The 21,464-nt window shown below is 60.3% G+C and carries 32 protein-coding genes; 2 read left to right on the top strand and 30 right to left on the bottom strand.

The features are described 5' to 3' along the window. Positions 1-80: 80 nt before the first annotated feature. The 3 genes from ccsB to AWB74_RS25525 form a co-directional block, all read right to left on the bottom strand. Positions 81-1,286 carry a c-type cytochrome biogenesis protein CcsB gene (gene ccsB, locus AWB74_RS25535; RefSeq protein ID WP_061149461.1) on the bottom strand — a complete coding sequence of 402 codons (1,206 nt, stop codon included), beginning with the start codon at positions 1,284-1,286 and terminating at the stop codon, positions 81-83. 4 nt (positions 1,287-1,290) lie between these two features. Further along, positions 1,291-3,525: a cytochrome c biogenesis protein ResB gene (locus AWB74_RS25530; RefSeq protein WP_061149460.1), complete on the bottom strand. Its 2,235-nt coding sequence runs from the start codon at positions 3,523-3,525 to the stop codon at positions 1,291-1,293. Between the two features lie 178 nt (positions 3,526-3,703). Continuing rightward, complete coding sequence (locus AWB74_RS25525; RefSeq protein ID WP_061149514.1) at positions 3,704-4,366, bottom strand: c-type cytochrome; 663 nt, start codon at positions 4,364-4,366, stop codon at positions 3,704-3,706. A gap of 302 nt (positions 4,367-4,668) precedes the next feature. Here AWB74_RS25525 and yihA point away from each other — a divergent pair, with 302 nt between their 5' ends. Continuing rightward, positions 4,669-5,331: a ribosome biogenesis GTP-binding protein YihA/YsxC gene (gene yihA / locus AWB74_RS25520; RefSeq protein WP_061149459.1), complete on the top strand. Its 663-nt coding sequence runs from the start codon at positions 4,669-4,671 to the stop codon at positions 5,329-5,331. A 257-nt stretch (positions 5,332-5,588) separates the two neighbouring features. Further along, positions 5,589-6,584: a porphobilinogen synthase gene (gene hemB, locus AWB74_RS25515; RefSeq protein WP_061149458.1), complete on the top strand. Its 996-nt coding sequence runs from the start codon at positions 5,589-5,591 to the stop codon at positions 6,582-6,584. 37 nt (positions 6,585-6,621) lie between these two features. On the opposite strand, the gene dsbD is transcribed toward hemB, so the two are convergent. The 27 genes from dsbD to rplB all read right to left on the bottom strand — a co-directional run bounded on the left by dsbD (position 6,622) and on the right by rplB (position 21,464). Further along, positions 6,622-8,430, bottom strand: coding sequence for a protein-disulfide reductase DsbD (dsbD, locus tag AWB74_RS25510; protein ID WP_061149457.1), 1,809 nt, complete (start codon positions 8,428-8,430; stop codon positions 6,622-6,624). Continuing rightward, positions 8,423-8,755 carry a divalent-cation tolerance protein CutA gene (gene cutA / locus AWB74_RS25505; RefSeq protein WP_061149456.1) on the bottom strand — a complete coding sequence of 111 codons (333 nt, stop codon included), beginning with the start codon at positions 8,753-8,755 and terminating at the stop codon, positions 8,423-8,425. The genes dsbD and cutA overlap by 8 nt, the downstream gene beginning before the upstream one ends. A gap of 155 nt (positions 8,756-8,910) precedes the next feature. After that, positions 8,911-9,306, bottom strand: a complete 396-nt coding sequence (gene rplQ / locus AWB74_RS25500) for a 50S ribosomal protein L17 (protein ID WP_008344047.1) — start codon at positions 9,304-9,306, stop codon at positions 8,911-8,913. 141 nt (positions 9,307-9,447) lie between these two features. Further along, a complete protein-coding gene (locus AWB74_RS25495) occupies positions 9,448-10,425 on the bottom strand; it encodes a DNA-directed RNA polymerase subunit alpha (RefSeq protein ID WP_061126150.1) in 978 nt (325 codons plus the stop codon). A 134-nt stretch (positions 10,426-10,559) separates the two neighbouring features. Beyond that, a complete protein-coding gene (gene rpsD, locus AWB74_RS25490) occupies positions 10,560-11,183 on the bottom strand; it encodes a 30S ribosomal protein S4 (RefSeq protein WP_061126151.1) in 624 nt (207 codons plus the stop codon). A 149-nt stretch (positions 11,184-11,332) separates the two neighbouring features. Then, positions 11,333-11,737 (bottom strand): 30S ribosomal protein S11, encoded by a 405-nt coding sequence (gene rpsK, locus AWB74_RS25485; protein WP_035506748.1) that lies wholly within the window; start codon positions 11,735-11,737, stop codon positions 11,333-11,335. Between the two features lie 28 nt (positions 11,738-11,765). Beyond that, positions 11,766-12,131 (bottom strand): 30S ribosomal protein S13, encoded by a 366-nt coding sequence (gene rpsM, locus AWB74_RS25480; RefSeq protein ID WP_008344037.1) that lies wholly within the window; start codon positions 12,129-12,131, stop codon positions 11,766-11,768. A gap of 41 nt (positions 12,132-12,172) precedes the next feature. Next, the gene (gene rpmJ, locus AWB74_RS25475; protein ID WP_004199844.1) at positions 12,173-12,289 is read right to left on the bottom strand and encodes a 50S ribosomal protein L36; all 117 of its coding nucleotides are present in this window, start codon (positions 12,287-12,289) and stop codon (positions 12,173-12,175) included. Between the two features lie 20 nt (positions 12,290-12,309). Further along, positions 12,310-12,528, bottom strand: coding sequence for a translation initiation factor IF-1 (gene infA / locus AWB74_RS25470; protein WP_004521905.1), 219 nt, complete (start codon positions 12,526-12,528; stop codon positions 12,310-12,312). A 5-nt stretch (positions 12,529-12,533) separates the two neighbouring features. Continuing rightward, complete coding sequence (secY, locus tag AWB74_RS25465; protein ID WP_008343935.1) at positions 12,534-13,880, bottom strand: preprotein translocase subunit SecY; 1,347 nt, start codon at positions 13,878-13,880, stop codon at positions 12,534-12,536. Positions 13,881-13,922: 42 nt separating this feature from the next. Then, positions 13,923-14,357, bottom strand: coding sequence for a 50S ribosomal protein L15 (rplO, locus tag AWB74_RS25460; RefSeq protein WP_008343934.1), 435 nt, complete (start codon positions 14,355-14,357; stop codon positions 13,923-13,925). 30 nt (positions 14,358-14,387) lie between these two features. Continuing rightward, positions 14,388-14,570: a 50S ribosomal protein L30 gene (rpmD, locus tag AWB74_RS25455; RefSeq protein ID WP_006400644.1), complete on the bottom strand. Its 183-nt coding sequence runs from the start codon at positions 14,568-14,570 to the stop codon at positions 14,388-14,390. A gap of 10 nt (positions 14,571-14,580) precedes the next feature. Beyond that, positions 14,581-15,099, bottom strand: coding sequence for a 30S ribosomal protein S5 (rpsE, locus tag AWB74_RS25450; protein WP_008343875.1), 519 nt, complete (start codon positions 15,097-15,099; stop codon positions 14,581-14,583). 14 nt (positions 15,100-15,113) lie between these two features. Continuing rightward, the gene (gene rplR / locus AWB74_RS25445) at positions 15,114-15,479 is read right to left on the bottom strand and encodes a 50S ribosomal protein L18 (protein WP_008343872.1); all 366 of its coding nucleotides are present in this window, start codon (positions 15,477-15,479) and stop codon (positions 15,114-15,116) included. A 12-nt stretch (positions 15,480-15,491) separates the two neighbouring features. After that, complete coding sequence (rplF, locus tag AWB74_RS25440) at positions 15,492-16,025, bottom strand: 50S ribosomal protein L6 (RefSeq protein WP_061126154.1); 534 nt, start codon at positions 16,023-16,025, stop codon at positions 15,492-15,494. An 18-nt stretch (positions 16,026-16,043) separates the two neighbouring features. Further along, positions 16,044-16,439 carry a 30S ribosomal protein S8 gene (rpsH, locus tag AWB74_RS25435; protein ID WP_061126155.1) on the bottom strand — a complete coding sequence of 132 codons (396 nt, stop codon included), beginning with the start codon at positions 16,437-16,439 and terminating at the stop codon, positions 16,044-16,046. Between the two features lie 14 nt (positions 16,440-16,453). Further along, positions 16,454-16,759: a 30S ribosomal protein S14 gene (rpsN, locus tag AWB74_RS25430; RefSeq protein ID WP_061126156.1), complete on the bottom strand. Its 306-nt coding sequence runs from the start codon at positions 16,757-16,759 to the stop codon at positions 16,454-16,456. Positions 16,760-16,766: 7 nt separating this feature from the next. After that, complete coding sequence (gene rplE, locus AWB74_RS25425; protein WP_014192474.1) at positions 16,767-17,306, bottom strand: 50S ribosomal protein L5; 540 nt, start codon at positions 17,304-17,306, stop codon at positions 16,767-16,769. A 14-nt stretch (positions 17,307-17,320) separates the two neighbouring features. Further along, positions 17,321-17,629 carry a 50S ribosomal protein L24 gene (rplX, locus tag AWB74_RS25420; protein WP_061149455.1) on the bottom strand — a complete coding sequence of 103 codons (309 nt, stop codon included), beginning with the start codon at positions 17,627-17,629 and terminating at the stop codon, positions 17,321-17,323. Positions 17,630-17,638: 9 nt separating this feature from the next. Continuing rightward, a complete protein-coding gene (gene rplN / locus AWB74_RS25415) occupies positions 17,639-18,007 on the bottom strand; it encodes a 50S ribosomal protein L14 (protein WP_006998478.1) in 369 nt (122 codons plus the stop codon). Between the two features lie 302 nt (positions 18,008-18,309). Then, the gene (gene rpsQ, locus AWB74_RS25410; protein WP_008343854.1) at positions 18,310-18,582 is read right to left on the bottom strand and encodes a 30S ribosomal protein S17; all 273 of its coding nucleotides are present in this window, start codon (positions 18,580-18,582) and stop codon (positions 18,310-18,312) included. Next, positions 18,579-18,773, bottom strand: a complete 195-nt coding sequence (gene rpmC, locus AWB74_RS25405) for a 50S ribosomal protein L29 (protein ID WP_061126173.1) — start codon at positions 18,771-18,773, stop codon at positions 18,579-18,581. Before rpmC ends, rpsQ begins: the two co-directional genes overlap by 4 nt. Before the next feature lie 10 nt (positions 18,774-18,783). Next, entirely contained in the window at positions 18,784-19,200 is a 417-nt protein-coding gene (gene rplP, locus AWB74_RS25400; protein ID WP_035967605.1) for a 50S ribosomal protein L16, read from the bottom strand. A 2-nt stretch (positions 19,201-19,202) separates the two neighbouring features. Further along, positions 19,203-19,997: a 30S ribosomal protein S3 gene (gene rpsC, locus AWB74_RS25395; protein ID WP_014192478.1), complete on the bottom strand. Its 795-nt coding sequence runs from the start codon at positions 19,995-19,997 to the stop codon at positions 19,203-19,205. Between the two features lie 11 nt (positions 19,998-20,008). Beyond that, complete coding sequence (gene rplV, locus AWB74_RS25390; protein WP_061149454.1) at positions 20,009-20,338, bottom strand: 50S ribosomal protein L22; 330 nt, start codon at positions 20,336-20,338, stop codon at positions 20,009-20,011. A 12-nt stretch (positions 20,339-20,350) separates the two neighbouring features. Next, positions 20,351-20,626: a 30S ribosomal protein S19 gene (gene rpsS, locus AWB74_RS25385; protein ID WP_008343850.1), complete on the bottom strand. Its 276-nt coding sequence runs from the start codon at positions 20,624-20,626 to the stop codon at positions 20,351-20,353. A 10-nt stretch (positions 20,627-20,636) separates the two neighbouring features. Beyond that, complete coding sequence (gene rplB / locus AWB74_RS25380) at positions 20,637-21,464, bottom strand: 50S ribosomal protein L2 (RefSeq protein ID WP_061126158.1); 828 nt, start codon at positions 21,462-21,464, stop codon at positions 20,637-20,639.

Below are 21,464 nucleotides of genomic sequence, written 5' to 3'. Positions count from 1 at the left end.
GGATGCCCGTATTCCATCGCCTGACGAAAAAAAACCGCCAGCGCAACGCATAGCGGTTTTCTCTCGTTCGATGCGGCCGATCAAAGCTTGCCGTAACTATGCAAGCCCGACAGAAACATGTTCACGCCGAGGAACGCGAAGGTCGTCACGATCAGGCCGGTGAGCGCCCACCACGCCGCCGCCGCGCCGCGCAGCCCCTTCATCAGGCGCATGTGCAGCCACGCCGCGTAATTCAGCCACACGATCAGCGCCCACGTTTCCTTCGGGTCCCAGCTCCAGTAACCGCCCCACGCTTCTGCCGCCCACAGCGCGCCCAGGATCGTCGCGATGGTGAAGAACGCGAAACCGACCGCGATCGACTTGTACATGACGTCGTCGAGCACTTCGAGCGACGGCAGACGGTCCGCCATGAACCCACGCTGCTTCCCGAGATACGCGACGGAGACCATCGCCGAAAGCGCGAAGCTGCCGTAGCCGATGAAGTTCGCCGGCACGTGGATCTTCATCCACCAGCTTTGCAGCGCGGGCACGAGCGGCTGAATCTGCTGCGCGTCGCGGGCGATCGAGTACCACATCAGAAAGCCGACTGCCGCGCTGATGACGAGCAGCACGAACGCGCCCATCGCCCGCGTCGAGTAATGCTGCTCGTAGTAGAGATAGAACAGCGACGTGATCAGGCAGAACAGCACGAAGACTTCGTAGAGGTTTGAAATCGGAATATGGCCGACGTCCGTGCCGATCATGTACGACTCGTACCAGCGCACCATCAGGCCGGTGAAGCCCATCAGCACCGCGACCCACGTCATGCGCGAGCCGATCGCGCCGCCGGTCTGCGAACGCGTCACGAGGCCGATCCAGTAGAAGAGCGTCGCGAGGATGAAGAGCGCGCTCATCCAGAGAATCGCGGACTGGCTCGACAGGAAGTACTTGAGGAAGAAATTGGTGTCGGCGCGCGCGAGATCGTGCTGATAAAGCTGGATCGAAAACAGCGCGAGCACCGCGATCATCGCGATCAGAAGGCGCACCGGCTTCCAGCGCCAGCCGAGCACGACGAACGTCGGCACCGCGCCGATCAGCACGGCCATGTCGTACACGTCCATGTACGCGTGATAGCGATTGAGCGCGAAACCCGCGCCAGCGACCATCGCGAGGGCGAAGAGCCAGTCGACCGGCGTCAGGCGCCGCAGAAACGGACGGTCGTCGAACGCGGAGACATCGGGCAAGCCGCCCTGCGCAGGACGTTCCGTCTTGGCAGGTGCGTGAGAGGAGGTTTGAGAAAGGTCCATGATCTTACCGTGTCGAGACTTCCGAGCCCGTGGCTTCGGATTGCGTTTGCGCCGTGGATGCGCCTGAGGTCGGGGACGGATCAGCCGGTTCGACCGGCTTCACGCCGAGCGCCGCCGCGATCTGCGCGCGGGTGCGCACGAATTCCTTCTCGAAATCGAACGTGCGGCGCGCGGTGGACATCGCCATCAGCACGCTCGCGCCGCCCTGCCCCGAATCCTTGAGCCAGAACCAGAGCCGGCGTTCGCGCACGTAAAACATCGCGAAAATGCCGACCACCAGCAGAAGGCTGCCAAGATACACCAGATTTTTACCCGGCGCGCGCGTCAACTGGAATACCGAAGCTTGCACCTGCTTGAAGTTGTCCAGTTGCAGGAAGACCGGCGAACCGTACAGAAAGCTGTCGGACAGCGCGTTGATGGACGACTGCACGAACGCGGAGTTCTTTTCATCCACTTTAGCTTCCGGAAGGCCGTTTTGCTCTCGGGATATCTGCCATACGTCCCACATCGCGCCTTCGAGCATGCGCATCAGCAGACCCGCCGCCTTTTCCTGCTCGCCCTTCGGCACCGATTTGTCGATGAACATCGCAATGCCCTGGAAACCACCAATCATCTGAGCATTCGAGACCGGCTTGCCGGTTTCATCGACGCCCGCGAAGAGATTCAGCACACGGATCGCGCTTTCTTCGAGATGCTTTTGCAACTCGGCGTTTTCCGCCGGCACCGAGCGCAGCGCGAACCGATGCGCCGCTTCCGCGCGCGTCGCCGGCGTCGCGAGCGCGGCGCGCAAATCCATCCATTGCTTGACCGTGCCCTGTTCATCGGCGGGAATGCGCAGATAGCGGAACGGATCGTTCGGGCTCACGCGCATGCCCGCGAGAAACATGCGCTGACCGCTGACATCGACCGGCAGCATGTAGTTGCTGTATTCGCGTGCCTGGCCGTCCGTGCCGCGCACCTTGTACTGCACCGACGGGCCGATATTGCGCAGATCCGTCGGCTTCGATGTTTTCGCGCCGGAGCCGAGGCGCTCGTCGAAGGCGTCGCGCAGCGTTTCCTTCTTGCCGACGCCGCGCGCATCCGGCGCACCGCTGCCATCGGTCATGTTTTCGACGTTGATTGCGCGGAAATCGGTGAATTCGACGGTTTCGCCCTGCGCGCCCTTGAATTGCGTGCCGATGGGCGCCGTGCCGCCGATCGTGCCGCTGAACGGCGCGGTCTTCGCGCTGCCGCCGGTCATCGGCCAGGCGGTCATGTCGAGCTTCGAGCCGCCGTCCTGAAAACTCGATTGATAGATCGAGATGCCGTCATAGGTGAACGGCTTGTTCACCTCGACGCGCGCCGGAATGCGCTTGCCCGACTTGTGATCGATCACGACGATGTCGCTCGCGAAGAGCTTCGGCATGCCCGTCGAGTAGTAATCGACGATGAACTTGTTCAGTTGGATCGAAAACGGCAGGTCCTGGATGATCGAGCCGTCCTGCTGGTTCAGAATCGCGGTGCCGACGAACTGGCCTTCCGGCACCCACGCGTAGCCGCGGAACGTCGGGTTCGACGTCGAGAGCCGATGCTCCGGCGGAATGTCATTGATGACGGCATTGCTGCTGACCGGCGTCTTGTTGAACATCCACATCTGCAGTTTGATGGGCAGATTGCTGTCGAGCAGGCCGCCGATACAGATCACCACGATCGCGACGTGCGCTGAGATATAGCCGATCTTCGTCATCGCGCCGCGCTTGCCCGCGATGAGCGTCGCGCCGTTGTCGGTCTGCCGCGTGACGGTGCGATAACCCATCTTCACGGCAAGGCGCTCGAGCGTGGCGGCGGTTTGCGCGGGGTTCGTCGCAACCGTGAACTCGCCCTTGTGATGAAATGCGCGCAGGCCGCCTTCATGCACGCGATCCTTCCAGCTCTTGATGTCCGCGATCATCTTCGGGCTGTTGCGGATGACGCACAGCGACACCGAAATCACGAGGAAGATCAGGATCAGCATGAACCACCACGCGCTGTACACGTTGTAGAGGCTCACACCGCGGAAGATGTCCGCCCAGAACGGGCCGAACTGATTCACGTAATTGGGATACGGGTCCTCCTGCGTGAGCACCGTGCCGATGATGCTCGCGATCGCCAGAATGACCAGCAATGCGATGGCGAAGCGCATCGAACTGACGAGTTCGACGAAATGCCTGACGGCGCGACGGCTCGACTTCGACTGGATACCCGATGTGGTGACGCTCATTCAAACTCCGGCTGGACAGCAAAAAAGGGTGGAGACGCTGGCGGTCTGATCGACCGACGTCCCACCCTTTTTCTTGTTTTCGCGCCGGTCTTCTCGGATCTTCCCGGGACCGGCTTCGTAGTATGGGCGATTCCCGCTTTCGACGCCGGGAACCGCTGGACGCTGACTGCTGCGTTTATTAATGCAACCCGGCGATGTAATCCGCTACCGCCTTCATCTCCGCTTCGTTCATGCGGGAGGAGACGGCGTGCATCGGCTCGCTGTTGGCGCGTTGTCCCGATGCGAAGGCGTTCAACTGCGCCACCGTGTAATCGCCCCACTGCCACGACAGCCGTGGGTACTGCACGGGAATGCCCATGCCCGTTGCACCGTGACACGCGGCGCACGCCGGTACGCCCTTGTCCGCGATGCCGCCGCGATAAATCTTCTGGCCCAGCGCGACGTCATTCTTGTCACGCGCGTAGCCCTGTTTGGTTTTCTGCGACGCGAAGTATGCCGCGACGTTCACCATGTCCTGATCCGACAGCGCGCCCGCGATGCCCGCCATGATCGGATTGTTGCGCGCCGGCGCCTTCGCACCCGGCTGCGTCTTGTAATCCTTCAACTGCTTGACGATGTACTCGGCGTGCTGGCCCGCGAGTTTCGGGAAAGCCGCGCCGGCGCTGTTGCCGTCCGCCGCGTGACATGCCGCGCACACCTGAGTCGCGATGGCCTGCCCTCTAGCCACGTCCGGCTTGGCCGGTTGCGCGGGCTCCGCCGCGCTCACTGTTACTGATACCGCTGTTACACCGAAAGCCGCCGCTGCCCGAATCACCACCAGAGACCTGTACAGTCGGTTCATTCGCGTACCCTGTTTTTCGTCTTGTGAGAATGTGAGGTTCTGCAAAAAACGACGGCGATCGAACATCGCCGCAAGATACCCTGACCTTCTGAACGAAGAGGCCCAAAAGTATGCCTCTGAAAAACGTCTCGCTCCTTGTGGTGCCGCGCGCGGCTTGGGTCTTGCGTGCCCGTGCTGATCTTTAAAAATCCGTCGTATTGTACAATAACCCGCTACACGCAAAGACGCCAGTCGGGGCATGCCCAGTATTTGCCGGGTTCTCAAGGCTGCTGGTATTCACCGCTCTTTCGATTGGGCCGCCCATGTCATTCCTGCTTCATCAATCCCGCTTCTTCACCACCGTCAACCATCTACGCGATCTACCGCCCACGCCGCAGCCCGAAATCGCTTTTGGCGGGCGCTCGAACGCGGGTAAATCGACGGCAATCAACATCCTCTGCAATCAGAAACGGCTTGCGTTCGCGAGCAAGACGCCAGGCCGCACGCAGCACATCAATTACTTCTCGGTCGGGCCGCAGGACGAGCCAGTCGGCTATCTCGTCGATCTTCCGGGCTACGGTTACGCCGAAGTGCCGGGCGCCGCGAAAGAGCATTGGCAACGGCTGCTTTCCACCTACCTGCAAAGCCGCGCGCAACTGTGCGGCATGATCCTGATGATGGATTCACGCCGGCCTTTGACCGAACTCGATCGCATCATGATCGACTGGTTCGCGCCGACCGGTAAGCCGATCCACACGCTGCTCACCAAATGCGACAAATTGACGCGACAGGAGATGACCAACGCCCTGCGCGCGACGAAGAAATCCTTCGCGGAATACAAGGACGCGGGCTATCGCGGCGAGTTGACCGTTCAGCTCTTTTCAGCGCTCAAGCGCACGGGCATCGATGAAGCGCACGAGTTGATCGAAAGCTGGATGATGCCCGGAGAAGCGGGCGGGAACGCGCAGGAAGATGCTTCGAAGTGAAGCATTGACGCCGAGTCTCCGGCATAAAAAAACCCGCCGCATGACGGCGGGTTAACAGCCTAATCGAATATCGACAGGCACCCGCTCAGGGAGGAGAAGCGGGGAGTTCGGCGGCAAGCGCCTCGCTCGATCGGTATGATATACCATTGTCTCAAAGCAGTTTCATACGCGTCCAAGTGGTTGTTTGGCAAGGATTTGCGCGTTTTGAAAGCTGTTTTCGACGCCCCCCGGAAGACCACTCAAATTCGAGTCAAGACATGAGCTTCTATCCCCACAATCGCCCGCGCCGTATGCGCCGCGATGACTTCTCGCGCCGTCTGATGCGCGAAAACATTCTCACCACGAACGACCTGATTTATCCGGTGTTCATCGTCGAAGGGACGAATGTGCGCCAGAGCGTGCCGTCGATGCCCGGCGTCGAGCGCACATCGGTCGATCTGCTGATGAATGTCGCCGCGCAATGTGTCGAGCTCGGCGTGCCGGTGATTTCGCTGTTTCCGGCGGTCGAACCGTCGCTGAAAACGCCCGATGGCCGCGAGGCGACCAATCCCGAAGGTCTGATTCCGCGCGCCGTGCGCGAGCTGAAAAAGAACTTCCCGACGCTCGGCGTGCTCACCGACGTCGCGCTCGATCCGTACACGAGCCACGGCCAGGACGGCGTGCTCGACGAAGAAGGCTACGTGAAGAACGACGAAACGAGCGAGATCCTCGTCGAGCAGGCGCGCACGCAGGCCGAAGCGGGTGTGGATATCGTCGCGCCGTCGGACATGATGGACGGGCGCATCGGCGCGATCCGCGAGATGCTCGAGAGCGAAAGCCACATTCACACGCGCATCATGGCGTACGCGGCGAAGTACGCGTCGGCGTTCTATGGCCCGTTCCGCGATGCCGTCGGCTCGGCCGCTAATCTCGGCAAGAGCAACAAGATGACGTACCAGATGGACCCGGCAAACTCCGATGAAGCAATGCGCGAAGTGCGCATGGACATCGAGGAAGGCGCGGACATGGTGATGGTCAAGCCGGGCCTGCCGTATCTCGATATCGTTCGCCGCGTGAAAGACGAGTTCCGCTTTCCGACGTATGCGTATCAGGTGAGCGGCGAGTACGCGATGATCAAGGCCGCCGCGCAAAACGGCTGGATCGATCACGACAAGGTGATGATGGAAGCGCTGCTCGCGTTCAAACGCGCGGGCGCGGACGGCGTACTGACGTACTTCGCGCTAGATGCGGCGCGGATTCTGCGAGCTTCCTGAGTCGTTCAGAGAGCGATGCTTCGGAGCATCGCTCTTTTTATCCTTTCGAAGGGCCGACTTTGTCGAGGCTCTTCAGGAACCTATCGGCCGATTCATAGCCGACCACGCGCGCGACCTCGTTGCCCTGCGCATCGAAGAAGATGATGCCCGGCGGTCCGAACAGCCTGAAGCGCTTGAGAAGCGCCTGATCGTCGGCGTTGTTGGCGGTCACGTCGGCGCGTAGGAGATTGAGTTGCGCGAGGCGGGCCTGCACGCGGGCATCGGAGAACGTCAGCTTCTCCATCTCCTTGCAGGACACGCACCAGTCGGCGTAGAAGTCGAGCATCGCGGGGCGCGCGGCGGCTTTGACCGCCGAATCCAGTTCCGCCGATGAACGCACCGGCGCGAACGTCGGTCCTTCGTTCTGTGCAGTGGCCGCTTGCGATCCACCGCGCGCAGCCAATACCGCGAGCGGACGCAGCGGATCGGTCGAACCCGCAGCCAATCCGACGATCAGCGTCGCCGCCCAGATCGCAAACGCGGCGCCGATTCCGCGTGCGAGGCGCTTCCAGATGCCGATTGGCTGAGCCGCGCCCGAAGCGAACAAACCAAGCGATGCCGCCGCGATCAACAGCCACAACGCCGCGAGCAACATTTGCGCGACGCCGCCAATGACCGGCCACACGATCCACAGCGCCGCCGCGAGCAGGATCACACCGAAGAACACCTTCACGCCGTCCATCCACGCGCCCGCGCGCGGCAGTACCGAGCCCGCACCCAATCCGATGACGAGCAGCGGCACGCCGAGCCCGATGCCCATGGCAAAGAGCGCTGCGCCGCCGAGGATCGCGTTGCCGGTATGCGCGATAAACGCGAGCACCGCAAAAAGCGGCGCGGTCATGCACGCCCCGACGACGAGCGCGGAAAGCGCGCCCATCACCGCGACCGCCGCAAACTTGCCGCCACTGCGCTTTTGCGACGCCTCGTTGACGCCGCTTTGCCAGCGCTCGGGCAACGCGATATCGACACCCGAAATCAGCGCGATGGCGAACGCTGCCAGCAGAACGCCGAACGCGCCGAGCACCCACGGATTCTGCAGCCACGCGCCAAGGCTCTGACCGATCAGCGCGGCCGCGATTCCGAGCACGGTGTACACGAGCGCCATGCCGACCACGTAGGACACCGACAACGCGAACCCGCGCGTGCGCGTCACGCGTGCGCCCTCGCCGACGATGATCGCGGAAAGAATCGGGATCATCGGATAAGAACACGGCAAGAGGCTCAACACCATGCCCGCGAGGAAATACAGTCCGACGACGGTGAAGAATCCGCCGCCTTCGAGCATCGATTGTGCGTAATCCGCGCTCGTCACTCGTTCGAACCAGGAGGCTTGGGATTGATGCGTCGGCGCACTGGGTTCAGCTCCCCCCGATTGGAGCGCGTCGCCGCGCACGCGGTACGTTTTCTCCATCGGCGGATAGCAGATTCCGCCATCCGCACAGCCTTGCGACGTCACCGCGAGCTGAAACGGCCCATTGGCCTTTGTGACGGGAATGCGGATGAGCAACTCGCTCCGATAGGTTTCAACGTCCTTGTTGAACGTCTGATCGAAGTGCACTTTGCCGGCCGGCAACTGCGCGGCGCCGATGGTGGCGTCGCCGCTCTTCACCGCGAACGCAAAACGCTCGCGGTACATGTAATAACCGTCCGCTATCTTGTAGCGTACGTCCACTTCGCCGGGCTTTTCGGTGGCGCTGAATTTGAACGCGACGTCGGGATCGAGGAAATCGTCGGCTGCACGCGCGGCACCCGTCAACGCCGCTATGAAGAGGAAAAACGCTGCGAAGAATCGGGGAAAATCAAACATGAAGAGGGCGCTGCGTTTCTGCGTTGACCCACTGACCGTAGCCAGACGATGCGTCCACCTGCCAGACGAGCATTTCGGGGGTTTCATAGGGATGCCGAGCCTCGACGAAGCGCTGCAACTCCTCACAGCGCGCGACGCTCGTCTTGAACAGCAACTGCACTTCCTGCGACGACTCCAGAGCCCCTTTCCAGTGATACCGCGAGGACACCGCGCCGAGGTTCGTCACGCACGCGGCCAGTCGCGCTTCGAGCGCCGCTTGCGCGAGCGCATCGGCTGCGGCGGCGTCGGGCAGCGTGGAGAGCATCAAAACGACGGGAACGTTCACTCGGTACTCCGGAAAAGCGCGACAGGCTAGCTGTATATCGTAGCATCGGCGGCCGACACGCACTTTTACGCTTCCGCGCGCTGAAACGTCGCAGCCACAAAGCAAAAAGGCCAAGCTTCAAGCCTGGCCTTTTTGGTAACAACCGAATTCGGAATTTATTCCGCTTCCTGCACTTCTTCCGTCTCTTCGACTTCCGGGCGATCCATGAGCTGGACCAGCGCCATCGGAGCGTTGTCGCCGACGCGGAAGCCGAACTTCAGGATGCTGAGGTAGCCACCCGGACGGTTCGCGTAACGCGGGCCGAGGACGTCGAACAGCTTCGCGACGGAATCACGATCGCGCAGGCGGTTGAAGGCCAGACGACGGTTCGCCAGCGACGGCTTCTTGCCCAGCGTGATGAGGGGCTCGACAACCTTGCGCAGTTCCTTGGCCTTCGGCAGCGTCGTCTTGATGACTTCGTGCTCGATGAGCGAATTCGACATATTGCGGAGCATTGCCAGACGATGGCTGCTCGTGCGGTTCAGTTTCCGCAGACCATGCTTATGACGCATTTTTCAGCTTCCTATAACGAGTTTAGAGCCAGCTCTTCTATTGCACCCTGATTTGGGGCACGGGCCGGTCGGAGAAAAAGCAAGACGCGGATTTTAAAGGAAAATCCGCGTCTTTGCCAGTAACGCTTGTGACCTGTCGAATTACTTGTCGAGACCAGCCGGCGGCCAGTTTTCGAGCTTCATACCAAGCGTGAGACCGCGCGAAGCCAAGACTTCCTTGATTTCGTTCAGCGACTTGCGGCCCAGGTTCGGCGTCTTGAGCAGTTCGTTTTCCGTGCGCTGGATCAGATCGCCGATGTAGTAGATGTTCTCGGCCTTCAGGCAGTTCGCGGAACGAACCGTGAGTTCGAGGTCGTCCACCGGACGCAGCAGGATCGGATCGATCTGCGGCGCACGCGACGGCGCTTCCGCTGCCGCTTCCGTGCCTTCGAGCGCTGCGAACACCGACAACTGATCGACCAGAATGCGAGCCGACTGGCGGATCGCTTCTTCCGGCGAAATCACGCCGTTGGTTTCGATGTTCATCACGAGCTTGTCGAGGTCCGTACGCTGTTCGACACGCGCGCTTTCGACGGCGTAGCTCACGCGGCGAACCGGCGAGAACGAAGCGTCCAGCACGATGCGGCCGATGATCTTCGCCGAATCTTCGCCGTAACGACGCACGTTGCCCGGCACATAGCCGCGGCCTTTCTCGATCTTGATCTGAACGTCGAGTTTGCCGCCCTTCGACAGGTGAGCGATCACGTGTTCCGGATTGATGACCTCGCAGTCGTGCGCGAGTTCGATATCGCCGGCCGTGACGACGCCTTCGCCTTCCTTGCGCAGCGTCACCGTGACTTCGTCGCGGTTGTGCAACTTGAAGACGACACCCTTCAGGTTCAACAGCAGGTTGACCACATCCTCTTGCACACCGTCGAGCGTCGAGTATTCGTGCACGACGCCTGCGATCGTCACTTCGGTCGGCGCGTAGCCGATCATCGACGACAGCAGCACGCGCCGAAGCGCGTTACCCAAGGTGTGGCCATAGCCGCGTTCGAACGGCTCCATAACCACTTTCGCGTGGTTTTCACCAAGCGATTCAACTGCAATGATCTTGGGCTTCAACAAACTGGTTTGCATAGGTTTTCCTTTTCAATACCCTCGGCTCGTTACACCGATAAGGCTGACCGGTAACAACCTGAAAATAAACAGCCGAGGCCACCCCTTGCCACGAGCAATCAGGCTCCCCGGCTGTCCATCCATTACCGCCGCGATTAACGCGAATACAATTCGACGATCAGGCTTTCGTTGATGTCGCCGGCGATGTCGCTACGCTCGGGCATCGACTTGAACGTTCCTTCGAACTTCTTCGCGTCGACGGACACCCAGCTCGCCATGCCGCCTTGCTCGGCCAGCGACAGCGCTTCGACGATACGAGCCTGCTTGCGCGACTGTTCGCGCACGGACACGACGTCGCCCGACTTCACTTGCAGCGACGGGATGTTCGCGACCTGGCCGTTCACGAGGATCGACTTGTGGCTCACGAGCTGACGCGCTTCGGCGCGCGTCGAGCCGAAGCCCATGCGATACACGACGTTGTCGAGACGCGACTCGAGCAACTGCAGCAGGTTTTCACCCGTCGGGCCCTTGCGGCGGTCGGCTTCAGCGAAGTAGCGGCGGAACTGACGCTCCAGCACGCCATAGATACGCTTCACTTTCTGCTTTTCGCGCAACTGGGTACCGTAGTCGGACGTACGCGCGCCCGAGGTGCGGCCATGCTGGCCGGGCTTGCTGTCGAGCTTGCACTTGTCGGCGAGCGAGCGGCGTGCGCTCTTCAGGAAGAGATCGGTGCCTTCACGGCGGGACAGCTTTGCTTTGGGACCGGTATAGCGTGCCACTTTGCATCCTTAAATATTGATCACGCACACTTTCGTATGCGCTAGTTCGAACCCTTTGGGCCGAACGGTGGGCTTAGTCAAAACTTCACAACGCACGAAACCCGCCGATACTTGCGCATCGACAGGAAACATGCGGCAGCGTCGACGTATTAGATACGACGGCGCTTCGGCGGACGGCAGCCGTTGTGCGGGACCGGCGTCACGTCGGAGATCGCGGTGATCTTGATGCCAAGACCATGCAGCGCGCGCACCGCCGATTCACGGCCAGGGCCGGGGCCCTTGATCCGCACTTCGAGGTTCTTCACGCCGTATTCCAACGCCACGCGGCCAGCCGATTCGGCTGCGACCTGAGCTGCAAACGGCGTCGACTTACGCGAGCCCTTGAAGCCCTGACCGCCCGAGGTCGCCCATGCCAGCGCGTTGCCTTGACGATCGGTGATCGTGATGATGGTGTTGTTGAACGACGCGTGAACGTGAACCACGCCCTCGGCGACGTTCTTCTTGACCTTCTTGCGAACGCGTTGCGCCGCGGAGTTGTTCGAAGCCTTAGCCATTACGTTTTCCTGTAACTGTCAGTTCCGCTTACTTCTTCAGCGATTGCGCTGCACGACGCGGACCCTTGCGCGTACGGGCATTCGTGCGCGTACGCTGGCCGCGCAGGGGCAGACCCTTGCGATGGCGCATGCCGCGGTAGCAACCCAAGTCCATCAGGCGCTTGATGTTCATCGTGACTTCACGGCGCAGGTCGCCTTCGACGATGAACTTGCCCACTTCGTCACGCAGCTTTTCGAGGTCTGCGTCGGTGAGGTCCTTGACCTTCTTCGAAAATTCCACACCAGCAGCGGTGCAAATGCCGCGCGAGCGCGTGCGTCCGATGCCGAAGATTGCCGTCAGGCCGATCTCGGTATGCTGGTGATTCGGGATGTTAACCCCTGCGATACGAGCCATTGTTTTTCCTCAAACAAAAAGCGCAAGCAAAAGCGCGGCGTTCAGCCTTGACGCTGTTTGTGGCGCGGATCAGAGCTGCAAATCACGCGCACAACGCCCTTGCGCTTGATGATCTTGCAATTGCGGCAAATGCGCTTAACCGATGCCATCACTTTCATGATATTACCCTTTTTTCAAATCACTTCGCCCGGAACACGATCCGCGCACGAGACAGATCGTAAGGCGTCAATTCAACCGTAACCTTGTCGCCCGGCAGGATGCGGATGTAGTGCATCCGCATCTTTCCGGAGATATGTCCCAGGACGACATGGCCATTTTCCAATTTCACCCGGAAAGTAGCGTTGGGCAAGTTTTCGATGACCTCACCCTGCATCTGGATAACATCGTCTTTGGCCATAGTCCTTAACGCATCGGGACGTTGCCACCCTTGAAGTTTGCCTTCTTGAGCAGCGATTCATATTGTTGCGACATAACGTACGACTGCACCTGAGCCATGAAGTCCATCGTGACGACGACAATGATCAGCAGCGACGTTCCACCAAAATAAAACGGCACGTTCCAGCGCAACACCAGAAACTCAGGCAGCAGGCACACGAATACGATGTAGATCGCACCAGCCAGCGTAAGACGCGTGAGGATGCGGTCGATATACCGTGCAGTCTGATCGCCCGGACGGATACCCGGAACGAAAGCACCGCTCTTCTTCAAGTTGTCGGCTGTTTCCCGGCTGTTGAACACCAGTGCGGTGTAGAAGAAGCAGAAGAAAACAATCGCCAACGCATACAGCAACACGTACACGGGCTGGCCCGGCTTCAGCGCCTCGGCCACGTTGTGCAGCGTGTTCGCGAACCAGTTGGTGCGCGTACCCGAACTGAACCAGTTCAGGATGGTTGCCGGGAAGAGGATGATCGACGACGCGAAGATCGGCGGAATCACACCCGACATGTTCAACTTCAGCGGCAGATGAGACGACTGTCCACCGTAAATCTTGTTACCGACCTGGCGCTTCGCATAGTTCACGAGGATCTTGCGCTGACCGCGTTCGATGAACACGACCAGATACGTGACCGCCGCGATCAGCACGACGATGATGATCGCCGAGATGATGCTCATCGACCCGGTGCGAACCAGTTCGAACAGACCACCGATTGCGTTCGGGAAACCCGCCGCGATACCACCGAAGATGATGATCGAGATGCCGTTGCCGAGACCGCGCTCCGTGATCTGCTCACCGAGCCACATCAGGAACATCGTGCCCGTCACCAGCGTGACGACCGTCGTCAGGCGGAACACCATGCCGGGGTCCAGCACCAGAGCCGGCTGGTTCTCCAGTGCAACTGCGATACCGAACGCCTGGAAGGTCGCCAGAACCACCGTGAAGATACGCGTGTACTGCGTGATCTTCCGCTGGCCCGCCTGCCCTTCCTTCTTCAACGCTTCCATCTGCGGCGACACGATCGACAGCAACTGCATAATGATCGACGCCGAAATGTAGGGCATGATGCCCAGCGCGAAGATGGTGAACCGTGACAGCGCGCCACCCGAGAACATGTTGAACATGCCAAGGATGCCGCCCGACTGGCTTTGAAACAGCTTCGCCAGTTGATCCGGATCGATGCCGGGTACCGGAATATGCGCACCAATGCGGTAGACGATCAGCGCCAGCAGCAGAAACACTGCACGCCGACGCAGATCGCCGAATTTCGCCGCGCTTCGACCGGTTTTTGCGAGACTCGGGCTGTTAGCCAAGTACCTTCTCCGATGCTAGTGCTAGTAACGGCGATTAGCGCGTTACTCGGCGAACGAGCCGCCAGCGGCTTCGATTGCCTCGCGGGCGCCCTTCGTTGCCGTCAGGCCCTTCACCGTGACCTTGCGCGTGATCTCGCCGGTCTTGATGATCTTCGCGCTCTTGATGAGCTCGCCGACCAGACCCGCTTGCTTCAGCGCCAACAGATCGATTTCGTCGACCGGCAGCTTCTCGAGGTCAGCCAGGCGCACTTCACCGACGAATTCCTTCGTCAGCGAGGTAAAGCCGCGCTTCGGCAGACGACGCTGCAGAGGCATCTGACCGCCTTCGAAGCCGACCTTGTGAAAGCCGCCCGAACGCGATTTCTGACCCTTGTGGCCGCGGCCAGCGGTCTTGCCGAGGCCCGAACCGATACCGCGACCGACGCGACGCTTTGCGTGCTTCGCGCCTTCTGCCGGCTTCAGGTTATTCAATTCCATGTTCAACTCCTTGGATCCGTGGTCGGCCGCTTAGGCGATGACCTTAACGAGGTACGAGACCTTGTTGATCATCCCGCGCACTGCCGGCGTGTCCTGCAGCTCGGATACCGAGTTCAGGCGACGCAGGCCGAGGCCACGCACCGTTGCGCGGTGCGATTCGCGGGTCCCGATCAGGCTCTTGACGAGCTGAACCTTGACAGTTTTTTCAGACATGGTGACCACCTTAGCCCAGAATGTCTTCGACGGACTTCCCACGCTTCGCCGCGATGTCGGCCGGGGTCGACTGCTTGCGCAGGCCGTCCAGCGTCGCACGAACGAGGTTGTAGGGGTTCGTCGAACCGTGGCTCTTGGCCACGACGTTTTGCACGCCCATCACGTCGAACACTGCGCGCATCGGGCCGCCAGCGATCACGCCGGTACCGTCCTTCGCCGGAGCGAGGAGAACCGCCGATGCGCCGTGCTTGCCGTGCACTTCGTGTTGCAGCGTGCCGTTCTTCAGGGGCACCTTGAACATGTTGCGGCGGGCTTGTTCCATTGCCTTCTGAACGGCGACCGGAACTTCCTTCGCCTTGCCCTTGCCCATGCCGATTCGGCCATCACCGTCGCCAACCACGGTCAGTGCGGCGAAGCCGAGAATACGGCCACCCTTCACGACCTTGGTCACGCGGTTGACCGAAATCATCTTTTCGCGCAGGCCGTCGTCGCGTTCGTCAGCCTGAACTTTCGCTTGCATCTTTGCCATGACGAATTCTTCCCTTAGAACTTGAGCCCGGCTTCACGCGCCGCATCAGCCAGCGCCTTCACGCGGCCGTGGTAGCGGAAACCCGAGCGGTCAAAGGCGACGGATTCGATGCCGGCAGCCTTGGCCTTTTCGGCGATACGCTTGCCGATCAAGGTCGCGGCGTTGACGTTGCCGCCCTTGCCAGACTTGTCGGCCAGTTCAGCGCGCACTTCGGCTTCCAGCGTCGAGGCGCTTGCCACGACCTTCGTGCCACATGCCGAGAACACTTGCGCGTAGATATGCGTATTCGTGCGATGCACGGCGAGACGCGGAACCTGCAGCTCAGCGATCTTGATACGCGTCTGACGAGCGCGGCGCAGGCGAGATTGAGTCTTATCCATGATTGCGCACCCTTACTTCTTCTTCGTTTCTTTGAGGATCACGACCTCGTCGGAATAGCGCACGCCCTTGCCCTTGTACGGCTCAGGCGGACGATAGCCGCGCACTTCTGCTGCGGTCTGTCCGACTTTCTGCTTGTCGATCCCCTTGATCACGATTTCGGTCTGCGACGGAGTTTCAGCCTTGACGCCTTCCGGCATCTGGTGCACCACGGGGTGCGAGAAACCCAGCGACAGGTTCAGCTTGTCGCCTTGCGCTTGCGCACGATAACCGACGCCAACCAGCGTCAGCTTGCGCTCGAAACCCTTGGTGACGCCCTGCACCATGTTCGCCACCAGGGCGCGCATCGTGCCGGACATCGCGTTCGCTTCGCGGCTTTCATCGGTCGGAGCCAGCTTCAACGTGCCGTTCTCGTTCGTCACGGCGACCAGCTTGTTAGCCGGTTGCGAGATCGTGCCGAGCGGACCTTTCACGGTGATGACGTCGCCCTTGATGGCCACTTCCGCGCCTTGCGGCAGCGCGATCGGGCTTTTACCTACTCGAGACATGTATCTTCTCCTTAGGCGTTAAGCGACGTAGCAGATGACTTCACCGCCGACGCCGTTCTGGCGCGCCTTGCGGTCGGTCATCACACCCTTCGGCGTCGACACGATTGCAACGCCCAGGCCGTTCATGACCTGCGGGATGTCGTTGCGACCGCGGTACACGCGCAGACCGGGCTTCGAGACGCGCTCGAGGCGCTCGATGACCGGACGGCCGGCGTAGTACTTCAACGCGATGTTCAATTCCGTCTTCGCGCCTTCAGACTTGACCGCGAAGTCGTCGATATAACCTTCGTCCTTCAAAACCTGCGCAATCGCAACCTTGACTTTCGACGAGGGCATAGTCACCGAAACTTTCTCGACCATCTGCGCATTGCGGATGCGAGTCAGCATATCGGCGATAGGATCACTCATGCTCATTTATGTTTCTCCTATTACCAGCTCGCCTTGGTGAGGCCAGGGATTTCGCCGCGGAACGCGATTTCACGAATCTTGTTACGCGCGAGTCCGAACTTGCGGAACGTGCCACGCGGACGACCCGTGATCGCGCAGCGGTTACGCTTGCGAGTGGGGTTCGAGTTACGCGGCAGTTGTTGCAGCGCCAGACGTGCGAAGTAACGCTCTTCGTCGGACTTGCTTGCGTCGTCGATCACAGCCTTCAGCTCAGCACGCTTCGGAGCGTACTTGGCTGCCAGGCGCGCGCGCTTCTTTTCACGTTCGATCAGTGCCAGTTTAGCCACGGTAACCTCAGTTTCTGAACGGGAACTTGAAGCCGGCGAGCAGCGCCTTTGCTTCTTCGTCGGTCTTCGCAGTCGTCGTGATGCTGATGTTCAGCCCACGCAGCGCGTCGATCTTGTCGTAGTCGATTTCGGGGAAAATGATCTGCTCTTTCACACCGATGTTGTAGTTACCACGGCCGTCGAACGCCTTGCCCGACACGCCACGGAAGTCGCGCACGCGGGGCAGCGCAACCGTCACGAAACGGTCCAGGAATTCGTACATGGCATTGCCACGCAGGGTAACCATCGTGCCAATCGGGTAGCCTTCGCGGATCTTGAAACCAGCGATTGCCTTACGCGACTTGGTGATAACCGGCTTCTGGCCGGCGATCTTCGTGAGGTCGCCAACGGCGTGCTCAAGAACCTTTTTGTCAGCGACGGCTTCGCCAAGACCCATGTTCAGGGTGATCTTGGTGAGGCGCGGCACTTCCATGACCGACTTGTAACCGAACTTTTCGACCAGTTGCGGCACAACCTTTTCTTTGTAAATCTCTTGCAGACGAGCCATTTTTTAACTCCGCATCAGGCGTTAAGCGTGGCGCCGGTCGACTTCAGGAAACGAACCTTCTTTCCGTCTTCGACCTTGATGCCCACACGCGATGCCTTGCCACTCGCGTCGACGAGCGCGACGTTCGAAATATGCAGCGGCATCGTTTTGGCTTCCACACCGCCCGTCGTACCCTTCATCGGGTTCGGCTTCACGTGCTTCTTGACGAGGTTGATGCCCTCGACGGTGACACGCTCGCCATCAACGGCCAGCACGGTGCCGCGCTTGCCCTTGTCCTTGCCGGTGGTGACGATGACTTCGTCACCCTTGCGAATCTTGTTCATCGCGACTCCTTACAGCACTTCCGGCGCGAGCGAAACGATCTTCATGAATCGTTCGCTACGCAGTTCACGCGTCACCGGCCCGAAAATACGCGTGCCGATGGGCTCGAGCTTCGTATTGAGCAGAACGGCGGCATTGCCGTCGAACTTGATGAGCGAGCCATCTTGGCGACGCACGCCCTTGGCCGTACGAACGACCACGGCGTTATAGATTTCGCCCTTTTTCACGCGTCCGCGCGGCGTCGCTTCCTTGACGGTCACCTTGATGATGTCGCCAATGCTTGCGTAACGACGCTTCGAGCCGCCGAGCACCTTGATGCACATGACTTCACGCGCACCCGTGTTGTCGGCCACTTCAAGCCGAGTTTCGGTCTGGATCATGGTTTATCTTTCCCAACTTAATCCGATTGCACCACCATGGCACAACCGGTCAGTCTTGGTCCCGCCAGCCAAATGGCTGCTTGGGTTAGAACAGGCAGCAATGGCAGACGAAACCCGCCATCGCAATCCGGTGAATCTGTCGACTCAGGCTGGCGCCTGAGCCGGCTTCCCCCACCAGTTTCGCCCGCGACGGGGCTCCCACAAAGAGGGAAGACCGAGATTATAACAAATAATCTCGGTCTTGCAAGCGAAACTTACTGCGACACTCGATGCTAGCGCATCGCGGTACTGCTACTTCAGCTTCAGATCACGCGAGCCGCTTCAACCAGCTTCGACACAACCCAGGCCTTCGTCTTCGAAATCGGACGAGTTTCCTGGATTTCAACGAGGTCGCCCTCGTTGTACGTGTTCGCGTCGTCATGCGCGTGGTACTTCTTCGAGCGCACGACGTACTTGCCGTAGATCGGATGCTTCACGCGGTGCTCGACCAGCACGGTGACCGTCTTGTCCATCTTGTTGCTGACGACCTTGCCGACCAGCGTCCGCTTGAGCGAGGTTTTTACGCTATCGTTCATTTCTGGTTCGCCTTCTCGGTCATGACGGTGCGCACACGTGCGATGTCGCGACGGACCTTCTTCAGCTGGCTCGTGTTCGTGAGCTGCTGGGTCGCGAGTTGCATACGCAAGCCAAATTGCGCCTTGAGCAGGTCCGACAGCTCCTTGTTGAGCGCGGCCTGGTCTTGCTGGCGAAGTTCAGTTGCCTTCATCATTTACTCCTTAGGCGCCGAGCTGACGGATGACGAAGTTCGTCTTGAGCGGCAGCTTGGCTGCAGCCAGACGGAACGCTTCGCGCGCCAGTTCTTCGGAGACACCGTCCATTTCGTACAGCATCTTGCCCGGTTGAATTTCAGCGACGTAGTACTCAGGGTTACCCTTACCGTTACCCATACGCACTTCGGCCGGCTTTTGCGAAATCGGCTTGTCCGGGAAGATACGGATCCAGATACGGCCGCCACGCTTGATGTGACGCGTCATTGCACGACGCGCCGCTTCAATCTGACGCGCGGTCAAACGGCCGCGACCGATGGCCTTCAGACCGTATTCACCGAACGACACCGCGTTGCCGCGCGTCGCCTTGCCGGTGTTACGACCTTTCTGCTCTTTGCGATACTTTCTGCGTTTCGGTTGCAGCATCGTTATTCTCCAGTCTTCGCGTCACCGCCACGACGGGGGCCGCCACGGCGTGCACCTGCCGGACCGCCGCCTTCGCCATCGCGACGCGGACGGCGATCGCCACCCGGACGTGCGTTACGGCGCGGACGCTTTTCTTCCGCCACTTCTTCCACGACCGGCGCTTCGTTGCGGCCGAGGGTGTCGCCCTTGTAGACCCACACCTTCACGCCGATGATGCCGTACGTCGTCTTCGCTTCCGAGGTCGCATAGTCGATATCCGCGCGCAGCGTATGAAGGGGCACGCGACCTTCGCGATACCACTCGGTACGAGCGATTTCGATACCGTTCAGACGGCCCGCGCTCATGATCTTGATGCCTTGGGCGCCAAGACGCATCGCGTTCTGCATCGCGCGCTTCATCGCGCGACGGAACATGATCCGGCGCTCGAGCTGCTGCGTAATGGAGTCAGCGATCAGCTGAGCATCGGTTTCCGGCTTGCGGATTTCTTCGATGTTGACGTGAACCGGAACGCCCATGCGCTTTTGCAGCTCGGACTTCAGCAGTTCGATGTCTTCACCCTTCTTGCCGATGACGACGCCCGGACGCGAGCTGTAAATCGTGATGCGTGCGTTCTTTGCCGGACGCTCGATGACGACGCGGCCAACCGAAGCGTTCTTCAGCTTCTTCTTCAGGTATTCACGAACACCGATGTCTTCCTGCAACATCGCCGCGAAATTGTTGTTGTTCGCGTACCAACGCGAAGCCCAATTGCGGCTGACGGCCAAACGGAAGCCAGTCGGATGAATTTTCTGTCCCATCGTATGGCTCCTTAATTCCCGACCGTCACAGTGATGTGACAGGATTGCTTCTCGATGCGGTTACCGCGACCCTTCGCGCGTGCGGTGAAACGCTTCAGCGAAGCAGCCTTGTCGACGTAGATGCTCGTGATCTTGAGCTCGTCGATATCCGCGCCTTCGTTGTGTTCCGCATTCGCGATCGCAGACATCACGACCTTCTTGACGATACCCGCCGCCTTCTTCGGCGAGAACGTAAGGACGTTCAGCGCCTTGTCGACCGGCAGACCACGGATCTGGTCAGCCACAAGGCGCGTTTTCTGCGCCGAGATGCGGGCACCGCGATGAATTGCTTTCACTTCCATCTTGATTGCCCCTTATTTCTTGGCCTTCTTGTCGGCCGCGTGACCCTTGAACGTACGGGTCAGTGCGAACTCGCCAAGCTTGTGGCCGACCATGTTTTCCGTGACGTACACCGGAACGTGCTGACGGCCGTTGTGAACAGCGATCGTCAGACCGATGAAGTCCGGCAGAATCGTCGAACGACGCGACCAGGTCTTGATCGGCTTCTTGTCACGCGTCGATGCAGCCGCCTCAACCTTCTTCAGCAAATGAGCGTCGCAGAACGGACCTTTTTTAGCAGAACGTGTCATTGCCTACTCCTTAACGCTTGTGACGGCGCTGGACGATCATCGTCGTCGTGCGCTTATTGCTGCGGGTGCGATAGCCCTTCGTCGGCGTGCCCCACGGGCTCACCGGATCGCGACCTGCTGCCGTCTTACCTTCACCACCGCCGTGCGGGTGATCGACCGGGTTCATTGCAACGCCACGCACCGTCGGGCGGATACCGCGCCAGCGGTTCGCGCCAGCCTTACCGATTTGACGGAGGCTGTGCTCTTCGTTGCCCACTTCGCCGATCGTCGCGCGGCACTCGACGTGCACGCGGCGGATTTCGCCCGAACGCAGACGCACCTGAGCGTAGACGCCTTCGCGCGCCAGCAGCATCGCCGACGTGCCCGCCGAACGCGCCATTTGCGCGCCCTTGCCCGGCAGCATTTCGATGCAGTGGATCGTCGTACCGACCGGGATGTTGCGGATCGGCAGGGCGTTACCTGCGCGGATCGGCGCTTCCGAACCGGACATCAGCTGCGCGCCGACCGCCACGCCCTTCGGCGCGATGATGTAGCGACGCTCGCCGTCTGCGTACAGAACCAGCGCGATGTTCGCGCTACGGTTCGGGTCGTACTCGAGACGCTCGACCTTTGCCGGAATGCCGTCCTTGTTGCGACGGAAATCGACGATACGGTAGTGCTGCTTGTGACCACCACCCTGGTGACGCGTGGTGATACGGCCGTTGTTGTTACGGCCCGCCGACTTGGATTGCGAGTCGAGCAGCGCTGCGTGCGGCTTGCCCTTGTGCAGATCCTTGTTGACGATCTTGACCATCGCGCGGCGACCCGGCGAGGTCGGCTTAACTTTCACGATTGCCAT

Origin of the sequence: Caballeronia arvi, from assembly GCF_001544695.2 — a bacterium.
Taxonomy (GTDB): domain Bacteria; phylum Pseudomonadota; class Gammaproteobacteria; order Burkholderiales; family Burkholderiaceae; genus Caballeronia; species Caballeronia arvi.
The sequence above is the reverse complement of the archived record's forward strand: the minus strand, read 5'-3'. Positions and strand labels throughout refer to the sequence as shown.

Bases quoted from the DNA above. Each gene is read 5' to 3' on its own strand.
- ccsB (WP_061149461.1), bottom strand. From the start codon at position 1,286: ATGGACCTTTCTCAAACCTCCTCTCACGCACCTGCCAAGACGGAACGT.
- AWB74_RS25530 (WP_061149460.1), bottom strand. From the start codon at position 3,525: ATGAGCGTCACCACATCGGGTATCCAGTCGAAGTCGAGCCGTCGCGCC.
- AWB74_RS25525 (WP_061149514.1), bottom strand. From the start codon at position 4,366: ATGAACCGACTGTACAGGTCTCTGGTGGTGATTCGGGCAGCGGCGGCT.
- yihA (WP_061149459.1), top strand. From the start codon at position 4,669: ATGTCATTCCTGCTTCATCAATCCCGCTTCTTCACCACCGTCAACCAT.
- hemB (WP_061149458.1), top strand. From the start codon at position 5,589: ATGAGCTTCTATCCCCACAATCGCCCGCGCCGTATGCGCCGCGATGAC.
- dsbD (WP_061149457.1), bottom strand. From the start codon at position 8,430: ATGTTTGATTTTCCCCGATTCTTCGCAGCGTTTTTCCTCTTCATAGCG.
- rplQ (WP_008344047.1), bottom strand. From the start codon at position 9,306: ATGCGTCATAAGCATGGTCTGCGGAAACTGAACCGCACGAGCAGCCAT.
- AWB74_RS25495 (WP_061126150.1), bottom strand. From the start codon at position 10,425: ATGCAAACCAGTTTGTTGAAGCCCAAGATCATTGCAGTTGAATCGCTT.
- rpsK (WP_035506748.1), bottom strand. From the start codon at position 11,737: ATGGCTAAGGCTTCGAACAACTCCGCGGCGCAACGCGTTCGCAAGAAG.
- rpsM (WP_008344037.1), bottom strand. From the start codon at position 12,131: ATGGCTCGTATCGCAGGGGTTAACATCCCGAATCACCAGCATACCGAG.
- rpmJ (WP_004199844.1), bottom strand. From the start codon at position 12,289: ATGAAAGTGATGGCATCGGTTAAGCGCATTTGCCGCAATTGCAAGATC.
- infA (WP_004521905.1), bottom strand. From the start codon at position 12,528: ATGGCCAAAGACGATGTTATCCAGATGCAGGGTGAGGTCATCGAAAAC.
- rplO (WP_008343934.1), bottom strand. From the start codon at position 14,357: ATGGAATTGAATAACCTGAAGCCGGCAGAAGGCGCGAAGCACGCAAAG.
- rpmD (WP_006400644.1), bottom strand. From the start codon at position 14,570: ATGTCTGAAAAAACTGTCAAGGTTCAGCTCGTCAAGAGCCTGATCGGG.
- rpsE (WP_008343875.1), bottom strand. From the start codon at position 15,099: ATGGCAAAGATGCAAGCGAAAGTTCAGGCTGACGAACGCGACGACGGC.
- rplR (WP_008343872.1), bottom strand. From the start codon at position 15,479: ATGGATAAGACTCAATCTCGCCTGCGCCGCGCTCGTCAGACGCGTATC.
- rplF (WP_061126154.1), bottom strand. From the start codon at position 16,025: ATGTCTCGAGTAGGTAAAAGCCCGATCGCGCTGCCGCAAGGCGCGGAA.
- rpsH (WP_061126155.1), bottom strand. From the start codon at position 16,439: ATGAGCATGAGTGATCCTATCGCCGATATGCTGACTCGCATCCGCAAT.
- rplE (WP_014192474.1), bottom strand. From the start codon at position 17,306: ATGGCTCGTCTGCAAGAGATTTACAAAGAAAAGGTTGTGCCGCAACTG.
- rplX (WP_061149455.1), bottom strand. From the start codon at position 17,629: ATGAACAAGATTCGCAAGGGTGACGAAGTCATCGTCACCACCGGCAAG.
- rplN (WP_006998478.1), bottom strand. From the start codon at position 18,007: ATGATCCAGACCGAAACTCGGCTTGAAGTGGCCGACAACACGGGTGCG.
- rpsQ (WP_008343854.1), bottom strand. From the start codon at position 18,582: ATGAACGATAGCGTAAAAACCTCGCTCAAGCGGACGCTGGTCGGCAAG.
- rpmC (WP_061126173.1), bottom strand. From the start codon at position 18,773: ATGAAGGCAACTGAACTTCGCCAGCAAGACCAGGCCGCGCTCAACAAG.
- rplP (WP_035967605.1), bottom strand. From the start codon at position 19,200: ATGCTGCAACCGAAACGCAGAAAGTATCGCAAAGAGCAGAAAGGTCGT.
- rpsC (WP_014192478.1), bottom strand. From the start codon at position 19,997: ATGGGACAGAAAATTCATCCGACTGGCTTCCGTTTGGCCGTCAGCCGC.
- rplV (WP_061149454.1), bottom strand. From the start codon at position 20,338: ATGGAAGTGAAAGCAATTCATCGCGGTGCCCGCATCTCGGCGCAGAAA.
- rpsS (WP_008343850.1), bottom strand. From the start codon at position 20,626: ATGACACGTTCTGCTAAAAAAGGTCCGTTCTGCGACGCTCATTTGCTG.
- rplB (WP_061126158.1), bottom strand. From the start codon at position 21,464: ATGGCAATCGTGAAAGTTAAGCCGACCTCGCCGGGTCGCCGCGCGATG.